15 protein-coding genes are annotated in these 17,829 nt (G+C 67.5%); 5 read left to right on the top strand and 10 right to left on the bottom strand.

Annotated features, from left to right (window positions below; all coding sequences use genetic code 11):
* Nucleotides 1-112: 112 nt before the first annotated feature.
* Entirely contained in the window at nucleotides 113-1,912 is a 1,800-nt protein-coding gene (arc, locus tag H1R19_RS11815) for a proteasome ATPase (protein WP_188330154.1), read from the bottom strand.
* A gap of 180 nt (nucleotides 1,913-2,092) precedes the next feature.
* Nucleotides 2,093-2,923 carry a tRNA (adenine-N1)-methyltransferase gene (locus tag H1R19_RS11810; RefSeq protein WP_188330153.1) on the bottom strand — a complete coding sequence of 277 codons (831 nt, stop codon included), beginning with the start codon at nucleotides 2,921-2,923 and terminating at the stop codon, nucleotides 2,093-2,095.
* 170 nt (nucleotides 2,924-3,093) lie between these two features.
* On the opposite strand from H1R19_RS11810, the gene H1R19_RS11805 reads away from it, so the two are divergent.
* Together H1R19_RS11805 and H1R19_RS11800 are read left to right on the top strand one after the other, a co-directional pair.
* Complete coding sequence (locus tag H1R19_RS11805; RefSeq protein ID WP_219849096.1) at nucleotides 3,094-3,978, top strand: RecB family exonuclease; 885 nt, start codon at nucleotides 3,094-3,096, stop codon at nucleotides 3,976-3,978.
* A gap of 165 nt (nucleotides 3,979-4,143) precedes the next feature.
* Entirely contained in the window at nucleotides 4,144-4,893 is a 750-nt protein-coding gene (locus tag H1R19_RS11800) for a thioesterase family protein (RefSeq protein WP_372631334.1), read from the top strand.
* A gap of 30 nt (nucleotides 4,894-4,923) precedes the next feature.
* On the opposite strand, the gene hisG is transcribed toward H1R19_RS11800, so the two are convergent.
* From hisG to H1R19_RS11775, 5 genes are all read right to left on the bottom strand, one after another.
* The gene (gene hisG / locus H1R19_RS11795) at nucleotides 4,924-5,769 is read right to left on the bottom strand and encodes an ATP phosphoribosyltransferase (RefSeq protein ID WP_188330150.1); all 846 of its coding nucleotides are present in this window, start codon (nucleotides 5,767-5,769) and stop codon (nucleotides 4,924-4,926) included.
* An 89-nt stretch (nucleotides 5,770-5,858) separates the two neighbouring features.
* A complete protein-coding gene (locus H1R19_RS11790; RefSeq protein WP_188330149.1) occupies nucleotides 5,859-6,122 on the bottom strand; it encodes a phosphoribosyl-ATP diphosphatase in 264 nt (87 codons plus the stop codon).
* A complete protein-coding gene (locus H1R19_RS11785; RefSeq protein ID WP_188330472.1) occupies nucleotides 6,119-6,790 on the bottom strand; it encodes an HAD family hydrolase in 672 nt (223 codons plus the stop codon). The genes H1R19_RS11790 and H1R19_RS11785 overlap by 4 nt, the downstream gene beginning before the upstream one ends.
* 56 nt (nucleotides 6,791-6,846) lie before the next feature.
* The gene (locus H1R19_RS11780; protein ID WP_219849095.1) at nucleotides 6,847-7,629 is read right to left on the bottom strand and encodes a helix-turn-helix transcriptional regulator; all 783 of its coding nucleotides are present in this window, start codon (nucleotides 7,627-7,629) and stop codon (nucleotides 6,847-6,849) included.
* 67 nt (nucleotides 7,630-7,696) lie between these two features.
* Nucleotides 7,697-8,167, bottom strand: a complete 471-nt coding sequence (locus H1R19_RS11775) for a CinA family protein (protein WP_188330147.1) — start codon at nucleotides 8,165-8,167, stop codon at nucleotides 7,697-7,699.
* A 113-nt stretch (nucleotides 8,168-8,280) separates the two neighbouring features.
* On the opposite strand from H1R19_RS11775, the gene H1R19_RS11770 reads away from it, so the two are divergent.
* Entirely contained in the window at nucleotides 8,281-9,174 is an 894-nt protein-coding gene (locus tag H1R19_RS11770; protein ID WP_219849094.1) for an alpha/beta fold hydrolase, read from the top strand.
* A gap of 18 nt (nucleotides 9,175-9,192) precedes the next feature.
* Here H1R19_RS11770 and H1R19_RS11765 read toward each other — a convergent pair whose 3' ends face one another.
* Nucleotides 9,193-10,659, bottom strand: coding sequence for an MFS transporter (locus tag H1R19_RS11765; RefSeq protein ID WP_219849093.1), 1,467 nt, complete (start codon nucleotides 10,657-10,659; stop codon nucleotides 9,193-9,195).
* Between the two features lie 115 nt (nucleotides 10,660-10,774).
* Nucleotides 10,775-11,215 carry a MarR family winged helix-turn-helix transcriptional regulator gene (locus tag H1R19_RS11760; protein WP_188330145.1) on the bottom strand — a complete coding sequence of 147 codons (441 nt, stop codon included), beginning with the start codon at nucleotides 11,213-11,215 and terminating at the stop codon, nucleotides 10,775-10,777.
* A gap of 208 nt (nucleotides 11,216-11,423) precedes the next feature.
* Here H1R19_RS11760 and H1R19_RS11755 point away from each other — a divergent pair, with 208 nt between their 5' ends.
* Nucleotides 11,424-12,353: a manganese-dependent inorganic pyrophosphatase gene (locus H1R19_RS11755; protein WP_219849092.1), complete on the top strand. Its 930-nt coding sequence runs from the start codon at nucleotides 11,424-11,426 to the stop codon at nucleotides 12,351-12,353.
* A 173-nt stretch (nucleotides 12,354-12,526) separates the two neighbouring features.
* Nucleotides 12,527-14,176: an HNH endonuclease signature motif containing protein gene (locus H1R19_RS11750; protein ID WP_219849091.1), complete on the top strand. Its 1,650-nt coding sequence runs from the start codon at nucleotides 12,527-12,529 to the stop codon at nucleotides 14,174-14,176.
* Nucleotides 14,177-14,203: 27 nt separating this feature from the next.
* Here H1R19_RS11750 and metH read toward each other — a convergent pair whose 3' ends face one another.
* A complete protein-coding gene (metH, locus tag H1R19_RS11745) occupies nucleotides 14,204-17,794 on the bottom strand; it encodes a methionine synthase (RefSeq protein WP_219849090.1) in 3,591 nt (1,196 codons plus the stop codon).
* Nucleotides 17,795-17,829: the final 35 nt, after the last annotated feature.

Raw genomic sequence — 17,829 nt, 5'->3', positions numbered from 1 at the left:
TGTTCATCGCCGACAACTCTAGTGCTTGGAGCCGGTTTTCATGCCGTTCTGTCATGCAGACGGCCGACCCCTTGCGGAGTCGGCCGTCAGTGCGAGATGACAGGTCGAACGGTCAGAGGTACTGCCCGGTGTTGGTCTCGGTGTCGATGGCGCGGCTGGCGCCGGAACTCTTGCCGGTGACCAGGGTCCGGATGTAGACGATCCGCTCGCCCTTCTTGCCCGAGATCCGGGCCCAGTCGTCGGGGTTGGTGGTGTTGGGCAGATCTTCATTCTCCGCGAACTCGTCGAGGATGGAATCGAAGAGGTGCTGCACCCGCAGTCCCGGTGTCCCGGTGTCCAGCTGCGACTTGATCGCGTACTTCTTCGCCCGGTCGACCACGTTCTGGATCATCGCGCCGGAGTTGAAGTCCTTGAAGTACATGATCTCTTTGTCGCCGTTGGCGTAGGTGACCTCGAGGAACCTGTTGTCCTCGCTCTCGGCGTACATCCGCTCGACGACCTTCTCGATCATCGCATTGATGCATGCCGTGCGGTCGCCGCCGAACTCGCCGAGGTCGTCGGCGTGGATGGGCAGCTCCTCGGTGAGGTACTTGGAGAAGATGTCGATCGCCGACTCCGCGTCGGGGCGTTCGATCTTGATCTTCACGTCGAGGCGGCCGGGACGCAGGATCGCGGGGTCGATCATGTCCTCGCGGTTCGACGCACCGATCACGATGACGTTCTCGAGGCCTTCGACGCCGTCGATCTCACTGAGCAGCTGCGGCACGACGGTGGTCTCGACGTCGGAGGACACCCCCGACCCGCGGGTACGGAAGATCGAGTCCATCTCGTCGAAGAAGACGATGACCGGCGTGCCCTCGGAGGCCTTCTCCCGTGCGCGCTGGAAGATCAGCCGGATGTGACGCTCGGTCTCACCGACGAACTTGTTCAGCAGTTCGGGACCCTTGATGTTGAGGAAGTACGACTTCGCCTCTTTCGCGTCGTCGCCGCGGGCCAGCGCGATCTTCTTCGCCAGCGAGTTGGCCACGGCCTTGGCGATCAGCGTCTTACCGCACCCGGGCGGGCCGTAGAGCAGGACACCCTTTGGCGGTCGGAGCTGATAGTCGCGGAACAAGTCCTTGTGCAGGAACGGCAGCTCCACGGCGTCACGGATCTGCTCGATCTGCCGGCCGAGACCGCCGATGTCCTCGTAGCCGACGTCGGGAACCTCTTCGAGGACCAGATCCTCGACCTCGGCCTTGGGCACGCGCTCGAAGGCGAATCCGGCCTTGGTGTCGATGAGCAGGGAATCGCCGGGGCGCAGCTTGCGGCGCTTGCCGTCCTCGCCGTCGACGTCGCCGAGCAGCGGCTCGGCCAGCCACACGACGCGCTCCTCGTCGGCGTGTCCGACGACCAGGGCGCGCAGCCCGTCGGCGAGGACCTCACGCAGGGTGCTGATCTCGCCGACCGTGTCGAACTCGCAGGCCTCGACGATCGTCAGCGCCTCGTTCAGCCGCAGCGTCTGACCCTTGGTCAGGGTGTCGGTGTCGATGTTCGGGGAGCACGTGAGCCGCATCTTCCGGCCCGAGGTGAACACGTCGACGGTGGCGTCGGGATAGACGTCCAGCAGGACGCCGTAGCCGCTCGGCGGCTGACCGAGACGGTCGACCTCCTCGCGCAGGGCGATGAGTTGTTGCCGCGCCTCTTTGAGCGTGTCGAGCAGCTTCGCGTTCCGCGAGGTGAGGCTGTCGACCCGCTCCTGAAGGTCTCTGGCATCCGCCTGGCGCCCGGCCGCACCCCGCGGTGCCTGTGAATCCGAGACGTTCCTCGCCGACGGTGGATCGTAGGTCGGTATGAACCCCCCGTCGGGTGCACTTCCGCTGCCGGGGACCGTGCGATCCCCGGTCGCGTCATGGCGGTCAGATTCGGTCATTGCTGACTCCTCTCGCCGGCAATCACCCGATCCCTCGATCGGAATGCTCGCGCCGTATCCCTACGCTACCGGGAGCGACGCCGAATCGCCGTCCGCCGCGCATCCGGAGGTGTTGACGGTGTGTTAAATGTGCGGCTTCGCAACGTATTCGCGACGTTTCACCGTCGATCGCGCGCCTGTTCAGCCCTTGCTGGGACGGCGCTGCGGGCGCAGGGTGGTGGTGCCGTCGGCCAGGCGGCGCGCGGTGATGAGAAACGCCGTGTGGCCTTGCATTTTGTGTTCGGGCCGCACCGCGAGACCGACCGCGCTCCATTCGCGCAGCAGGGTCTCCCACGCACGCGGCTCGGTCCAGCAGCCCTGCTCACGCAAGGCCTCCATCACCCGGGACAGCTGCGTCACCGTCGCCACGTAGACGGTCAACACTCCGCCTGGTTTCAATATCGCGCGCACCGCGTCGAGCTGCTCCCACGGCGCGAGCATGTCCAGGATGATCCGGTCGAAGCGCTCGTCGCGATCGATGTTGGCGAGGTCGTCGACGGTGAGGTGCCAGTTGTCCGGGCGGCCGCCGAAGAACGTCTCCACGTTGCGGACCGCATGCTCGGCGTGGTCGTCGCGGATCTCGAAGGAGACCACCTCGCCGTCGCCGCCGACCGCGCGCAACAGCGAGCAGGTCAGGGCACCCGAGCCTGCGCCGGCCTCGAGTACGCGGGCACCCGGGAAGATGTCGCCCTCGAGCACGATCTGCGCCGCGTCCTTGGGATAGATGACCTGGGCGCCGCGCGGCATCGACAGCACATAGTCGACGAGCAGCGGTCGCAGGGCGAGGTACTGGGTGCCGCTCGTCGCCGAGACGATGCTGCCTTCGGGAGACCCGATCAGGTCGTCGTGGGCGATCGCGCCGCGGTGCGTGTGGAACAGCTTGCCCTCGTCGAGCAGCACCGTGAACTTGCGCCCCTTCGCATCGGTCAGCTGAACCCGGTCGCCGACGGCGAACGGTCCGGTGGTGGGCACTGGTACTTCCTCTCGTGAACTTCTCCGAACTCCGGCCGGATCCGCTGATCGCGAGACGAGGCCGGGTTCGTGGGCCGTGAGGACGTTACCCGACGTCGCCGGGAGCTCTCGCCGAGTGTCGCTGGAGGCACACTGTCGGGACCACGGCCTACTCTGCGAATGTGAGGACGATGACCGGTACCGGGGACCCTTCGACCAGCGCCGCGACCGACGGCCCGGTCACGCCGCCGGCCGACGCCGCGCGCGGCATCGTCGGCCGGCCGCTCGCGCTGTCGCCGTCGCGCGCCGCCGACTTCAAACAGTGCCCGCTGCTCTACCGGTATCGCGCCATCGACCGTTTCCCGGAGACGCCGACCGCCGCCCAGACCCGCGGCACCGTGGTTCACGCCGCACTGGAGAACCTGTTCGACATGCCGGCCGAACTCCGCACCCAGGATTCGGCGGAGCTGCTCGTCGAGGGCGCCTGGGCCGCTCTGTGCGAGGGCGACCCCGAACTCGCGAAGATCATCGGCGACGACGGGCACGAGGCCTTCATCGCCGACGCCCAGAAGCTCATCGCCACGTATTACACGATGGAGAACCCGACCGCTTTCGATGCCGACGCGGTGGAGGAGCATGTCGAGATCGACGCCGACGACATGCTGATGCGCGGTTTCATCGACCGCATCGACGTCGCCCCGACCGGCGAGATCCGCGTCGTCGACTACAAGACCGGTCGATCCCCCGGCCAGGCCTACGAGGCCAAGGCCCTGTTCCAGATGAAGTTCTACGCACTCGCCATCCTGCGCACCCGCGGCGTCGTACCGGCACGGCTGCAGCTCATGTACCTCTCCGACGGGCAGCAGCTGATCTACCACCCCGACCACGACGAACTCCTCCGCTTCGAGCGCACCCTGCGCGCGATCTGGCAGGCGATCCGCGCCGGCGTGGCCTCCGGGGACTTCCGTCCCCGCCGCTCGTGGCTCTGCAAGTTCTGCGAACACCACGCCCGCTGCCCCGAGTTCGGCGGCGAGATCCCGCCGTACCCCGGACCCCCGCCGGGTTTCGCTGTCTGACCGGAAACACCCGACACACCCCGCCGCCGGCCATTATGTCGATGGTCATAGAGTTGGCTGCGTGGAGAGCTGGTACTACGAACCGATCGACGCGCCGTCCTCGTCGGCGCCGAAGAACGCGACGAGCACTACGAGTACTTCCGACCGACCGACGCCACGTTGAGCGTGTGGTCGCCGACGATGCAGCACGGCGGTCCGCCCGCCGGACTCATGATGCGCTCGCTGCTGCGATGCGCACCGGATCCGCTACTGCACCTGACGCGCGTGACCACCGAGATCCTCGGCCCGGTGGGCTTGGGCGTCAACAGGATTCGCGCCCGCGTCGTCCGTCCCGGTCGCCAGATCAGCCTGGTCGAGACCGAACTCGAGGTGCAGCAGCCCGACGGCTCCTACCGTGCCGCGGCTCGGTCGGTGGGCTGGCGGTTGCGTGGTGCCGACACCGCCGAGATCGCGAACGGTCCCGCTCCCCTGACACCACTGCCGGACGAGCTCGAGCCCGTCATCGGGTTCCCCGACGACAGCGGTGAGGCGGTCGACTGGGGCACCCTCGGTTTCATCGGCACGATCGAGTCCGCCCGCGTGGAGGGCCGCAACGGCGAGACGCCCGCGGTGTGGCTGCGCCCTGCCATCCCACTCGTCGCCGGCGAGAAGACCACCGACCTCGAGTCGATGTTCACGGTCATCGACGTCGCCAACGGGCTGGGCACACGTCTCCGGCCGAACCGCTGGACCTGGATGAACACCGACACGACCGTCCACCTGACCCGGGTGCCCAGCGGACCATGGGTGGGCATCGACGCACACATGATCGCCGGGCCGGACGGTTTCGGCAGCACCTTCGCCGACCTCTACGACGCGTCGGGGCACATGGGCCGGTCGGCGCAGACCCTGATGCTCAGCGCAGTGGGCGGGTAGCGGTAGCGGAGGCTCCGTTCCCGACCCGGTCTAGAACCGGCAGGACCGGATGTCGGTGGCCAGGATGGCCTTGGCGCCGAGTTCGGAGAGCTCGTCCATGAGGTTCTGGTGATCCCGGCGCGGGACCATCGCGCGTACCGCGACCCAGTCGGGATCGGCCATCGGGGCGACGGTCGGCGACTCGAGGCCCGGGGTGAGCTTCGACGCCTGTTCGAGCAGGCTCTTGGGGCAGTCGTAGTCGATCATCACGTACTGCTGGCCGAACACCACACCCTGGACGCGGGCGACGAACTGCTTCTCGGCCTTGGTCAGGGCGGCGTCGCGCCGGGAGATCAGGACGGCTTCGGAGTCGCACAGTGACTCCCCGAACGCGGCCAGACCGTGCTGGCGGAGCGTGCGCCCCGAGCCCACCACATCGGCGATCGCGTCGGCCACGCCGAGCTGGATGGAGATCTCCACCGCGCCGTCGAGGCGGATGATGTCGGCGGTGATGCCGTGCGAGCCGAGGTCGGCGCGCACGAGGTTCGGGTACGACGTCGCGACCCGCTTGCCTGCGAGATCGGTGACGCTCCACTGCTGATCGGCGGGTGCGGCGTAACGGAAGGTCGACGACCCGAAGCCCATGGCGAGCTGTTCACCGACCTCGGCACCCGAATCCAGGGCGAGGTCGCGACCGGTGATACCGAGGTCGAGGCGACCGGACCCGACGTAGATCGCGATGTCCTTGGGGCGGAGGAAGAAGAACTCGACGTCATTGTTGTTGTCGAGGACCGTGAGGTCCTTGGAGTCGGTCCGTCTGCGGTAGCCGGCCTCGGAGAGGATGGCCGACGCGGATTCGGAGAGCGCACCCTTGTTGGGTACGGCCACTCTCAGCATCTCGATGTCCTTTTCGTGGGGGTGGCGCTCAACTGAGCGGTGGAGGTCGTGCGGCGATCTGTGGAACGGGTCCGGACCGGGTCGTCCGGTCACAGATGTCGGTACACGTCCTCCAGCGAGAGACCCCGCTTGATCATCATCACCTGCAGCCAGTACATGAGTTGGGAGATCTCCTCGCCCAGCGACTCGTCGGACTCGTGCTCGGCGGCCAGCCACACCTCGCCGGCTTCCTCGATGATCTTCTTGCCCAGGGTGTGCACACCGGAGTCGAGAGCGGCAACCGTACCCGAGCCCTCGGGTCGGCTCTGCGCCTTGTCGCTGAGTTCGGCGAACAGCTCCTCGAAAGTCTTCACGATTCCTCATTTTGGCATGTCGTGATGTGCGCGAGACCGCCGGTCCATGCCTCGGCGATGTCGTCGAGCCCCAGCCCGACCAGAGAGGGCCGGAACACACGCAACGGACCGGGCTCGACGGGCGCGGCCGATTCGACGACGAGCGTCGGGCATCCGGCCGCCGTGGCCGCCTGCGTCCCGGTCGGCGAGTCCTCGACGGCCAGACACTCCGCAGGCGGCACACCCAGCAGTTCGGCGGCACGCAGGTAGGGATCGGGGGCCGGTTTCCCCACCGCCACCTCGTCGCCGCACACGGTGGCGGCGAAGCGTCCGCGCCCGATGGTCTCCAGGGCGACCTCGGTGAGCTCACGCACCGTGTTGGTCACCAGGACCATCGGGATACCGGCGCCGGCCACCAGGTCCAGTGCCTCACGCGCACCGGGACGCCACGGGAGGTCCTGTGCGAACAGCTCGTTCACGCGGTCGAGCATCCAGCGCCCGTCGGCGTCGGGGCCCCGGTCGGCGGCCGGCACACCTGCCGCGTCGTGGACCTTCGCCAGCGCATCCGGCAACGAGTTGCCGAGCGTCGACGCCCGCAGGCGCGGGGTCAGAACGATGCCGTGCCGGGCGGCCAGCTCCGCCATCGCGATGTCCCAGATCGGCTCGGAGTCCAGCAGGGTCCCGTCCATGTCCCAGAGGACGGCGGCCGGTCGTGGTGCTGTCGGGTCGGAGGAATCGGCGTCGGTCACCCCTGCATCTTCTCAACCCAACGTTCGGTGGGTTCGTCGGCCGGGTAGAACAGCTCGATGGTGAGCTCGTCGAGGGTGACGTCGCGGGGCGACCCGAACGTGGTCAGGGTGCTGAAGAACGACAGCAGCTGATCCCCCAGTTCGATCTCCAGAGGCACCAGCAGTTCTGTGCGGTCGCGCACGAGGCCGGCGTCGATCGCGGAGACGGTCGGGTACGCCGAGACCTCTCGTTCCAGCGCCGCCAGACGCTCGTCTCCGGTGATGCGGGTCATCCGGCGGAGCAGATCGAGCAGGTAACCCGCCCACTCGTCGAAGTTGTGCGTCATCCGGGCGAATCCGTCGGGATGCAACGAGACCCGGAACAGGTTGACCGGGCGGGTCTGCAGCTCGTCCGGGAGCAGGCTGAGCAGCGCCAGGGCGGTGTCGTTGGCCAGCACCACGTTCCAGGTGCGGTCGAGCGCCATGCCCATGTTCGGGTTGTGCGCGTCGAGCAGCCGTTTGACCGACGCCCGGACGTGCGACATCGTCTCCGCGTCGAGGGGTTGCTCGCTGTAGCGCGGAGCGTGACCTGCTGCGAGGAGCAGCGAATTCCGTTCGCGCAGAGGGATGTCGAGGCGTTCGGCGAGTGCGTCGAGCAGTGTCGGGCTCGGGCGGGACTTGCCGGTCTCCACGAAACTGAGGTGCTTGGGCGAGACCCCTACCTCGTAGGCCAGGTCGAGCTGGCTGATGGACCGGCGAGACCGCCACTGCGCGAGCATGGTTCCCACCTCGACGGCCATGAGGTCATCCTAGGGCCGCGCGCGCCGCCGGACGACCACCTCGAAGGTAACGGCCCCGGCCGACCGCTCACACCTCCAGGCACGTCCCGATGAGTTCCAGCGCGTGGCCGATGGTCTGGGCGAGCACCTCCTCGGGCTCCCCGTCGAACTCCTTGCGACTCGTGCTGACCCGTCCGCGGTTGTCCAGTCCGAACCACACCGTGCCAGCCGCGGCCTCGTCGGGTTCCGGCCCGGCCTCACCCGTGACCGCCACGACGATCTCGGCGTCGAAGAGTTTGGCGGTGGTCGCCGCCATCGCGTGGGCGGCCGGTTCGCTGACGACCGGACCCTCCGGTACCTCGAGGAGCCCGAACTTGACGTCTTCGTGGTAGGCGATGACGCCCCCGCGGAACCAGGTGCCGGCCTCCGGCGCCTTGCTCAGCTCGCTGGCGAGATTGCCCCCGGTCAACGATTCGGCCACCGCGATGTGGACCCCGCGGTCCACGGCGGCCTCGGCCAGACGGGCGCAGGTCTCGGAGTAATCAGTGACGTCGGACATGTACCGCTCCCTTGCGATCGATCATCCTCCGACGTTATCCAGATCGGCCCGAAGCGAAACCACTACCTGATGGGTAGTGGTGCTCGTCCCCGGGGGCAGTCACGCTGGAGACCATGACCGACACCGCCGACACCGGGCACACCACCGTCCTCATCTCCCCCGCGATGGGCGTCCCGGCACGGGTGTACCGCCGCCTGATCGACGCTCTGGGTGCGCAGGGGTTCGACGCCGTAGTCGTCGCCCGTCGCGGCATCGAGGAGGGTTCGGTGCCGCCGTCGCGGACCACGGACTGGGGCTACGCCGACGAGGCCGCAGACCTCGCCGATGCCGTCGCCAGGTCGCGCGCCGACGCCGCGCACACCGAGACCACGCACACCGAGACCACGCACACCGAGACCACGCGCACCTGGGTCCTCGTGATCGGCCACAGCCTGGGCGCCCAACTCGCCGCACAGGTCGCCCAGACCGCCGACCGAACGCCCGCCGACCACACACCCGACGGCATCGTCGCCGTCGGTGCGTCGGTCCCCTGGTTCGGCCACTACGGGCTGCGCGGTGTGCCGCTGGGCGCCGTCGCGGCCGCCGTTCCACCGGTGTCGGGGATCGTCGGGCATTGGCCGCGCCAGGGTTTCGGCGGTCCCACGCCCCGCACGCTGATGCGGGAATGGGCGCACATGGTCCTCACCGGGCGGGCGCCCTTCGCACTCGACGGCAGCATCGAGACGCCGACCCTGTCGATCCGCCTCGACGACGACGAGATCGTGACCGACGCCGCCGCACGGGCCTTCGATGCCGCGTTCGCGCCGGATGCGTTGACGCACTGGCGGTATGACAACACGCAGTGTCCACCAGGCGGCAACACGAGCCACGTCGGCTGGGTCAGGACACCCGAGACGATCGCGCAGCGGATCGCCGAGTGGTGGAACGCTGAGTTGTGGAACGCAACGGGTCGCCCGGCGGCCGGACCGGAGCGGACCTCGGCGTCGGAGATCTCCGGACAGGGCTGAACGCGGTCGCACCTGCGTTCACACCAGCCAGGTGCCGGAGGTGGATTCGATCCGGGCCCTGGTCCTGGCCGCGGTGCGCTGCGCCCAGGTGCCGGTCGAGACGACGGCCAGTACGACGACGATCAGCCCGCACAGCGCCATGATCAGCCAGACCGGCTGAGCAGCGGTCGCGAGCCCGTCGGCGACCGAACCACTCAGTCCGGCGAAGGCCACCGCACCGAACCCCGCGACGCCGAGCGCGGTGCCGACCTGCCGGCCGGTCGACGCCATCGCCGACGCCAAGCCGGCCTGCGTGCGAGGCATTCCCGACACCGCCGCGTTGGTGATCGGCGCGTTGAGCAGACCGAAACCGAGGCCGAAGACCAGATACGACGCCCCGAGATACCAGAGGCTGGTGTCGTCGGCCGTGACCGCCAGCATGAGGCCGCTGAGGCCCATGGACGCACCGCCGAGCGCCATCGGCAGCCGCGCCCCGCGGTCGGCCACCAGCCTGCCCGCGATCGGCGCGCAGACCGCGGATGCGACCGCCATCGGCAAGGTCATCAGCCCGGCGCTCAGCGGCGACATACCGCGAACCTCTTGGAGATAGAGCGTGTTGAGGAACAGGAAACCGCCGGTTGCGGCGAAGGCGATGACGGCACAAGCCACCGCGCTGGTGAACGGCACGCTCCCGAAGAACCGCGGGTCGAGGAGGGGTTCGTCGCGGCGGCCCTCGAACCAGACGAGCAGGACCAGTGCGCACGCGGACACCACGAAACATGCGATGACGGGCGCCGATCCCCAGCCCAGCGGTCGACCTTCGATGATGGCGAAGGTGAGGGTGGCCAGGAACGTGAGGATCAGCACCTGCCCGACCGGGTCGGCGCGGCGTGCCCGCTCGGCCTTCGACTCCGGCACAAAACGGGCGCTCAGGACGATGGCGAGCAGACAGACCGGAACGTTGAGCCAGAAGATCGCCTCCCAACCGATCCCCGACACCAGCGCGCCTCCGACAACCGGACCGAACGCCATGCTCACCCCGATCGCGGTGCCCCACAGTCCGATTGCCCGCGCACGTTCGCGTGGATCGGTGAAGACGTTCGTGACGATGGACAGCGCAACGGGATTGAGCATCGACCCGCCGACGGCCTGCAACATCCGGGCGCCGATGAGGGTCTCCGGGGTCGGGGCCAGCGAACAGAGGATCGACGCAACGCCGAAGACGAGCAGGCCGAGCTGGAAGATCCGCTTGCGCCCCAGGCGATCACCCAGCGAACCACCGAAGATCAGCAGGCCGGCGATGACCAGCGTGTAGGAGTCGATGACCCACTGCAGCTGCGACGGCGTGGCGCCGAGATCGGAACCGATCGACGGCAAGGCCACATTGACCGCGGAGAGGTCGAGGCCGACGATGAACAGGCTCAGACAGCAGGTCGCCAGGATGACGGACCGGTCCCTACGGGTGAGCTCGGCGTTCGCCGACCGGACGGACAGCGCCGCCTTCATGATCGGGCTGCCTTCATGACAGGGTCGCCTTCATGACAGGGTCGCCTTCATGACAGGGTCGCCTTCATGACAGGGTCGCCTTCATGACCGGGCTGCCTTCATGACAGGGCTGCCTTCACGACTCGGCCGCCTGGCGCAGCAGATCGAGCAGCCGGTCGAGCTGCCGGAGTTGCGTGTCGTCGAGTGCGGCGAACATCTCGGGCGCGGTGTCCGGGTTGCCGGTGACCTCCTCGACCACCCGACGGCCGGCGTCGGTGATGGTCACGCGCTTGCACCGGCCGTCGGACGCGTCCGTCTCGCGCGTCACCAGGCCTCGTTTGACGAGGTCGTTGACGATCCCGCTCATCGCCGGGGCGTCGACTCCCATACGTTCGGCGAGGTCGCGCTGCGTCATCGGCCGTACGGCCACCCTGCGGAGGGCACGAAACCTGCTGAACGGGATGTCGATGATCTCGCTGATGCGGCCCTGCGACTGTTTCGCGTGGTCTCGCACGAGGCTGTTCATCGTGAACCAGACCTCGGTCGGCGTGGGTGTCACCGATTCCGTTGCAGACATACAACGATTGTAGGAATACAACTATCGGTCGGCAATGGCTTTTCGGCCTTGATCCCACGCGCGGTCTGGCCACACTCCGCCGAGGCGCTCGCCTCCGGCCCGACCACGATGCCGACCGTGTCCTCCTGCTCGTCGAGCAGCTGACGAGATGACGTCACCCGCCGTAGGCTGAGTCGGAGCAAAAAGCGCCGAGCGGAAGCAGACCACCATGTCGAAGATCCTCGTGTTCGGACACCGCAATCCCGACTCCGACGCCATCGGCGCGGCGATCGGGCTCGCTCGCCTCGAAGCGGCACTGGGCGCCGACACCGAGGCGGTGGCGCTCGGCCATCCCAGTCGCGAGACCGCCTTTGCGCTGGACCATTTCGGGCTCGACGCGCCGCGGGTCATCGAGCGGGCCGCGCCGTCGGAGGTGATGCTCGTCGACCACAACGAACGGCAACAGAGCGTCGCCGACCTCGACGAGGTCACCATTCTGAAGGTCATCGACCATCACCGCGTCGCGAACTTCGAGACCACCGCCCCGCTGTACATGCGCGTCGAGCCGGTGGGGTGCACGTGTTCGATCCTCACCCGCATGTACGCCGAGAACGGCGTGGACATCCCACCGGACACCGCGGGAATCATGTTGTCGGCGATCATCTCCGACACCCTGCTGCTCAACTCCCCCACCACCACGGACGCCGACCGCATCGCCGCGGAGGAACTCGCGACCATCGCCGGCGTCGATCTCGCCGACTACGGAAACCGATTACTGCGTGCCGGAACAGCATTGGGTGACGACGCGGCGTCGACGATCATCACCCGCGACGCCAAGAGTTTCACCATGGGCTCGTCGACCGTGCGTGTCGCGCAGCTCACCACCGTCGACTCCGGCGAGGTCCTCGACCGTCGCGACGAATTCCTCACGGCCATGCGCGCGGAGCAACAGTCCGCCGGGTACGACCTGTACCTGTTGCTGATCACCGACGTCATCGCCTGCGACTCGGACCTGATGGTCGTCGGCGAACCGGTCGATGCCGTCGAACGCGCACTCGGGGTCACCGTCGTCGACGGTCACGCGTTCGGCAAGGGCATCGTCTCGCGCAAGAAGCAGATCGTTCCGCAGCTGACGGAGATACTGGCCGGCCAGGAGTGATGGCCGCGGCGCTGTGAACGGTGCGGCTCCGATGATGGTGAGGATCGGGCCTCTACCACACGGCACCGACACCGAACCAGACCTCAGTGACCTCTGATAATCATTGCGGCACAATGGATTCGCTGGTATCCTCGAACCTACATTCGAACCAACGGCTCCGGGGGGTGACCGTCATGTCCGACACAGCGCAATTGCCCAGCGACACTGACACGCCACTGTCCCGAGCGTCGGAGTTGGTGGCCGAACTACACCGGATCACCACGGAGTTGCAGACCACCGACCTATCCCGGTGTTCCGACGCCGAGCTCGTCGAGGTGGCCGCCGCGACCGAGCGCGCCATCGCACGAGTGACATACGCCGGGGACCGGCAGATGGTCGAGATCATCAACCGTGACCTTTCCGGCACCACCGGACACCGCAGTATCACCTCGTTCATGACCCACCGGCTGCGCGTGTCTGATCCGTTGCGGCGCAACAAACAACGGAACGCCCTCGCCACGTTTTCCGATCATCTCGGCGAACCACTCGAACCCGACCACCCCACACTGGCCAAGGCGTTCGCCGACGGCGCCGTCGGCACCGCACACGTGCGAGCCGTCGTCGATGTGCTGGATGACATCCCCTTGGCCGTCGAACATGACGTGAAGGTCGCCGCCGAACGACAGATGACCGAGATCGCCGTCGCCCACACCCCCGCCGACATCACCGACCTCGGGGCACGTCTCATCGCCCATCTCGACCCCGACGGCACCCTGGCCGACGACACCGACCGCCAACGACGCCGCAACCTCTGGGTGAATCGGCAGCGTGCCGATGGGACCGCAAAGATGTCGGCCACCCTCACCCCCGAGCTGGTCGCGCGGGTCACGATGCTGCTCGCCGTGTGGGCCAAACCCGGTATGAACAATCCCGAGGACCCGGACAGTCCGCACGGCTCGTTCGAAGACGCCGACCCCGCGGTGGTCAAGGTTGCCGCCGCGCGCGACCTGCGCACACCCGCCCAGATCAACCACGACGCCTTCAACGCGCTGCTGAAAGCCGTGCTCGAAGACGGCCTCCTCGGCCGGACTCACCGCGGCCTACCGGTCCAGCTCATCGTCAAAGCCGACCTCAACGACCTCATCCGCGAAGCCGGCCTCGCCACGACCGTCACCGGAACAGTCATGCCGATCGCCGACGTCATCGAGCTCGCTGCCGACGCCCAGCCCTACCTCGCGGTCTTCAAGGACACCACCGCCGTCCCGCTGTACTTCGGACACGGCAAACGCCTCGCCACCCGCGATCAGCGCCTCGTCTCCTTCGCCCGCCCCGATGGCGAGGTCTGCTCCACACCCGGCTGTGGGCAACCCGCCTCCCAGGTCGAGATGCATCACGCCCAACTCGACTGGAGCCTGGGCGGACTCACCGACATCACCGACCTGACTCCCGCCTGCCCGCGACACAACCGGATGGTCGGCGACAAACCCGGCCAGTACACCACCTGGATGCTCCGCGACGGATCCGACGAAGGCCGCTGCGTCTGGCGACTCAACGCCGAGCCGGGAGCACCGCCCAACCCCGAACGCATCAACCGGCGACCGGATATCCCGGATCGGCTGGCCTCACATCTGAAAGATGTGCGCGACGAGATCCACGGACCCCAGACGTCCGGCGATACCCCACGCCCGTACACACCCCGCCTGCACGCCCGCCGCATCATCGACCAACGATTCGTCATGGCCGACCCGGCCGACCAGCCGACTCCTACGACTCGTACGACGCCTACGACTCCCGCATCGTCGGTCATCGAGAAACGCCTCGAAGAACTCTTCAGCGGTCTCTGACCACAGCGGCGAGAGCCGCCATCGGCGTCAGGTGTTGAAGTACTTGGCTTCCGGGTGATGCAGCACGAACGCATCGGTGGACTGTTCCGGGTGTAGCTGCAGCTCTTCCGACAGCTGCACGCCGATCCGTTCCGGCTCGAGCAACTCGATCATCTTCGCGCGGTCCTCGAGATCGGGGCAGGCGCCGTAACCGAACGAGAAACGCGCGCCGCGGTATTCGAGATCGAAGAAACCCTGTGCGTCTTCCGGATCCTCGCTGTCCATGGCGCGGTCGCCGAACTTGAGCTCACTGCGCACCCGCTGATGCCAGTACTCGGCGAGCGCCTCGGTGAGCTGCACACCGATGCCGTGCACTTCGAGGTAGTCGCGGTAGGCGTCCTCGGCGAAGAGCTTGTTGGCGAAGTCGGCGATGGGCTGACCCATGGTGACCAGCTGGAACGGCATGACGTCGACCTTGCCCGCGGCCTTGGCGTCGTCGCGGGACCGGATGAAGTCGGCGATGCACAGGAAACGGGACCGCTGCTGGCGGGGGAACCGGAAGCTGAACCGCACCGGGGCATCGGGGTCGGGCTCGGTGAGCACGTGGACCGTGTCGCCTTCGCTGACGGCCGGGAAGTAGCCGTAGACCACCGCGGCGTGCTGCAGGATGTTCTCGGTCGAGAGGCGGTCGATCCAGTAACGCAGCCGGGGCCGGCCCTCGGACTCGACGAGGTCCTCATACGACGGACCCTCACCGCCGCGGGCGCCGCGAAGCCCCCACTGGCCGAGGAACAGAGCGCGCTCGTCGAGCAGCTGCATGTATTCGGCGATCGGGACGCCCTTGACGATCCGTGAGCCCCAGAACGGCGGCGTGGGGATGTCGTTGTCGGCGACCACATCCGACCGGGCGGGAACCTCGACAGGTTCCTCGGCAGCCTTCCGCTTGGCCGCGATGCGCTTGGATCGATCGTGGCGGGCCTTGCGCTCGGCAGCCTTCGCGGCCGCGGCCTTGGCCTCCTCGCTGTCCGGGTCGGGTCCGCCGCCGCGCTTGAGCGCCATGATGTCGTCCATCAGGCGCAGACCCTCGAAAGCGTCACGCGCATAATGCACATCGCCCTCGTAGGTCTCCGAGAGGTCGTTCTCGACATAGGAACGCGTCAGCGCCGCCCCACCGAGGAGGACCGGGTACTCGTCGGCAAGGCCGCGCGAGTTGATCTCCTCGAGGTTCTCCTTCATCACGACCGTCGACTTCACCAGCAGGCCCGACATCCCGATCACGTCGGCGCGTTTGTCGGCCGCGACGTCGAGGATGGTCGCGATCGGCTGCTTGATGCCGATGTTGACGACCTCATACCCGTTGTTGGACAGGATGATGTCGACGAGGTTCTTGCCGATGTCGTGGACATCGCCCTTGACGGTGGCCAGCACGATGCGGCCCTTGCCGTCCTCGCCGGTGGCTTCCATGTGCGGTTCGAGATGGGCGACAGCGGTTTTCATGACCTCGGCGGATTGCAGCACGAACGGCAGCTGCATCTGGCCGGAACCGAACAGTTCACCGACGGTCTTCATGCCCGACAGCAGGGTGTCGTTGATGATCGACAGCGGCGGGACCTGCGTCATCGCCTCGTCGAGATCGTCTGTCAGTCCGTTGCGCTCGCCGTCGACGATGCGCCGTTCGAGGCGCTCGAACAACGGCAGCTTCGCCAGCTCCTGGGCCCGCGACTCACGCGCAGACGCCGCCGAGACACCCTCGAACAGCTCCATCAGCTTCTGGAGCGGGTCGTAACCCTCGCGTCTGCGGTCATAGATCAGATCCAGGGCCACCTGACGGTGGTCCTCGGGGATCCGCGCCATCGGCAGGATCTTCGAGGCATGCACGATCGCGGTGTCCAGGCCGGCCTGGACACACTCGTGCAGGAAGACCGAGTTCAGCACCTGACGCGCGGCCGGGTTGAGACCGAAGGAGATGTTGGAGATGCCCAGCGTGAAGTGCACGTCCGGATGCGACTCGTGCAGGCGGCGGATGGCCTCGATCGTCTCGATGCCGTCGCCGCGCACCTCTTCCTGCCCGGTGGAGATCGGGAAGGTCAGCGCATCGATGATGATGTCTTCTTCGGCCAGACCCCAGTTGCCGGTGATGTCGGCGATGAGCCGCTCGGCGACACTCACCTTCCAGTCGGCGGTCCGGGCCTGGCCCTCCTCGTCGATGGTCAGTGCGACGACCGCCGCGCCGTGCTCGACGACGAGCTGCATGATCTTGGTGAAGCGCGAGTCCGGGCCGTCGCCGTCCTCGTAGTTGACCGAGTTCACCGCACAACGCCCGCCCAGCGCCTCCAGTCCGGCCCGGATCACCTCTGGCTCGGTGGAATCGAGCATGATCGGCAGCGTCGATGACGTCGCGAAACGTCCGGCGAGTTCGGTCATGTCCGCGGCGCCGTCGCGGCCGACGTAGTCGACGTTGAGGTCGAGCATGTGGGCGCCGTCGCGGGTCTGGTCCTTGGCGATGTCGAGGCAGCGCTGATAGTCCCCGGCGATCATCGCCTCACGAAACGCCTTGGAGCCGTTGGTGTTCGTGCGCTCGCCGATGACCAGGAAGCTGGCGTCCTGGTCGAAGGGCACCGCCGAGTACAGCGACGACGTCTCCGCCTCGTGTTCAGGGTTGCGCACCGCAGGCTCGACCTGCGCGACGGCCTCGGCGACCTGCCGGATGTGCTCGGGTGTCGTGCCGCAGCAGCCACCGACGAACTGCAGGCCGAACTCGCCGACGAACTGCGCCATCGCCTGCGCCAGCTCTTCGGGTGTCAGCGGGTACTCGGCACCGTTGGCTCCGAGAACAGGCAGGCCCGCGTTCGGCATCACCGACACCGGGATCCGGGCGTGCTTGGACAGGTACCGGAGGTGTTCGCTCATCTCGGCCGGTCCGGTCGCACAGTTCAGCCCGATGAGGTCGATCCCGAGCGGTTCGAGTGCCGCGAGCGCCGCGCCGATCTCCGAACCGAGGAGCATCGTGCCGGTCGTCTCGACCGTGACGTGGGTGATGATCGGGATCCGACGACCCACCTGGTCCATTGCGCGACGCGCGGCCACCACCGCCGACTTCACCTGCAGCAGGTCCTGCGAGGTCTCGATCAGCACCGCGTCGGCCCCGCCCTCGAGCATGCCGATGACACATTCGAGGTAGGCATCGCGGATCGCGGCGAAGGTGGTGTGCCCGAGGCTGGGCAGCTTGGTCCCCGGACCGATCGAACCGAGCACGAAGCGGTCGGTGCCGTCGGCGGACGGCCCCATCTCGTCGGCGACGCCGCGGGCGATGGCGACGCCCTTGTAGGCCAGCTCCCGGATGCGGTCGGCGATGTCGTAGTCGCCGAGGTTCGAGAGGTTGCAACCGAAGGTGTTGGTCTCCACGGCGTCGGCGCCCGCCTCGAAGTAGGCACGGTGGATGCCCTCGAGGACGTCGGGACGGGTGTCGTTGAGGATCTCGTTGCAACCCTCGAGGCCACGGAAGTCCTCGAGAGTCAGATCGGCGGCCTGCAGCATCGTGCCCATCGCCCCGTCACCGATCAGCACCCGGCGCGACATCGCCGACATGAACGTCGTGTCGAAGTTGCGCGGATCGGTTCTGGAGTTATCGGGGGACATGGTTGACAGCGTAGTTCGCCCTCTCTGCGTGTTCG

This window comes from Gordonia jinghuaiqii (genome assembly GCF_014041935.1).
GTDB classification, from domain to species: domain Bacteria; phylum Actinomycetota; class Actinomycetes; order Mycobacteriales; family Mycobacteriaceae; genus Gordonia; species Gordonia jinghuaiqii.
Note: the sequence above shows the minus strand (reverse complement) of the source record. Positions and strands in the feature narration are given on the sequence as shown.

Coding starts and splice junctions, on each gene's coding strand:
- metH (WP_219849090.1), bottom strand. CDS start 17,794: ATGTCCCCCGATAACTCCAGAACCGATCCGCGCAACTTCGACACGACG.
- H1R19_RS11755 (WP_219849092.1), top strand. CDS start 11,424: ATGTCGAAGATCCTCGTGTTCGGACACCGCAATCCCGACTCCGACGCC.
- H1R19_RS11805 (WP_219849096.1), top strand. CDS start 3,094: ATGACCGGTACCGGGGACCCTTCGACCAGCGCCGCGACCGACGGCCCG.
- H1R19_RS11750 (WP_219849091.1), top strand. CDS start 12,527: ATGTCCGACACAGCGCAATTGCCCAGCGACACTGACACGCCACTGTCC.
- H1R19_RS11785 (WP_188330472.1), bottom strand. CDS start 6,790: ATGGACGGGACCCTGCTGGACTCCGAGCCGATCTGGGACATCGCGATG.
- H1R19_RS11780 (WP_219849095.1), bottom strand. CDS start 7,629: ATGGCCGTCGAGGTGGGAACCATGCTCGCGCAGTGGCGGTCTCGCCGG.
- H1R19_RS11775 (WP_188330147.1), bottom strand. CDS start 8,167: ATGTCCGACGTCACTGATTACTCCGAGACCTGCGCCCGTCTGGCCGAG.
- H1R19_RS11760 (WP_188330145.1), bottom strand. CDS start 11,215: ATGTCTGCAACGGAATCGGTGACACCCACGCCGACCGAGGTCTGGTTC.
- hisG (WP_188330150.1), bottom strand. CDS start 5,769: ATGCTGAGAGTGGCCGTACCCAACAAGGGTGCGCTCTCCGAATCCGCG.
- H1R19_RS11765 (WP_219849093.1), bottom strand. CDS start 10,659: ATGAAGGCGGCGCTGTCCGTCCGGTCGGCGAACGCCGAGCTCACCCGT.
- H1R19_RS11770 (WP_219849094.1), top strand. CDS start 8,281: ATGACCGACACCGCCGACACCGGGCACACCACCGTCCTCATCTCCCCC.
- arc (WP_188330154.1), bottom strand. CDS start 1,912: ATGACCGAATCTGACCGCCATGACGCGACCGGGGATCGCACGGTCCCC.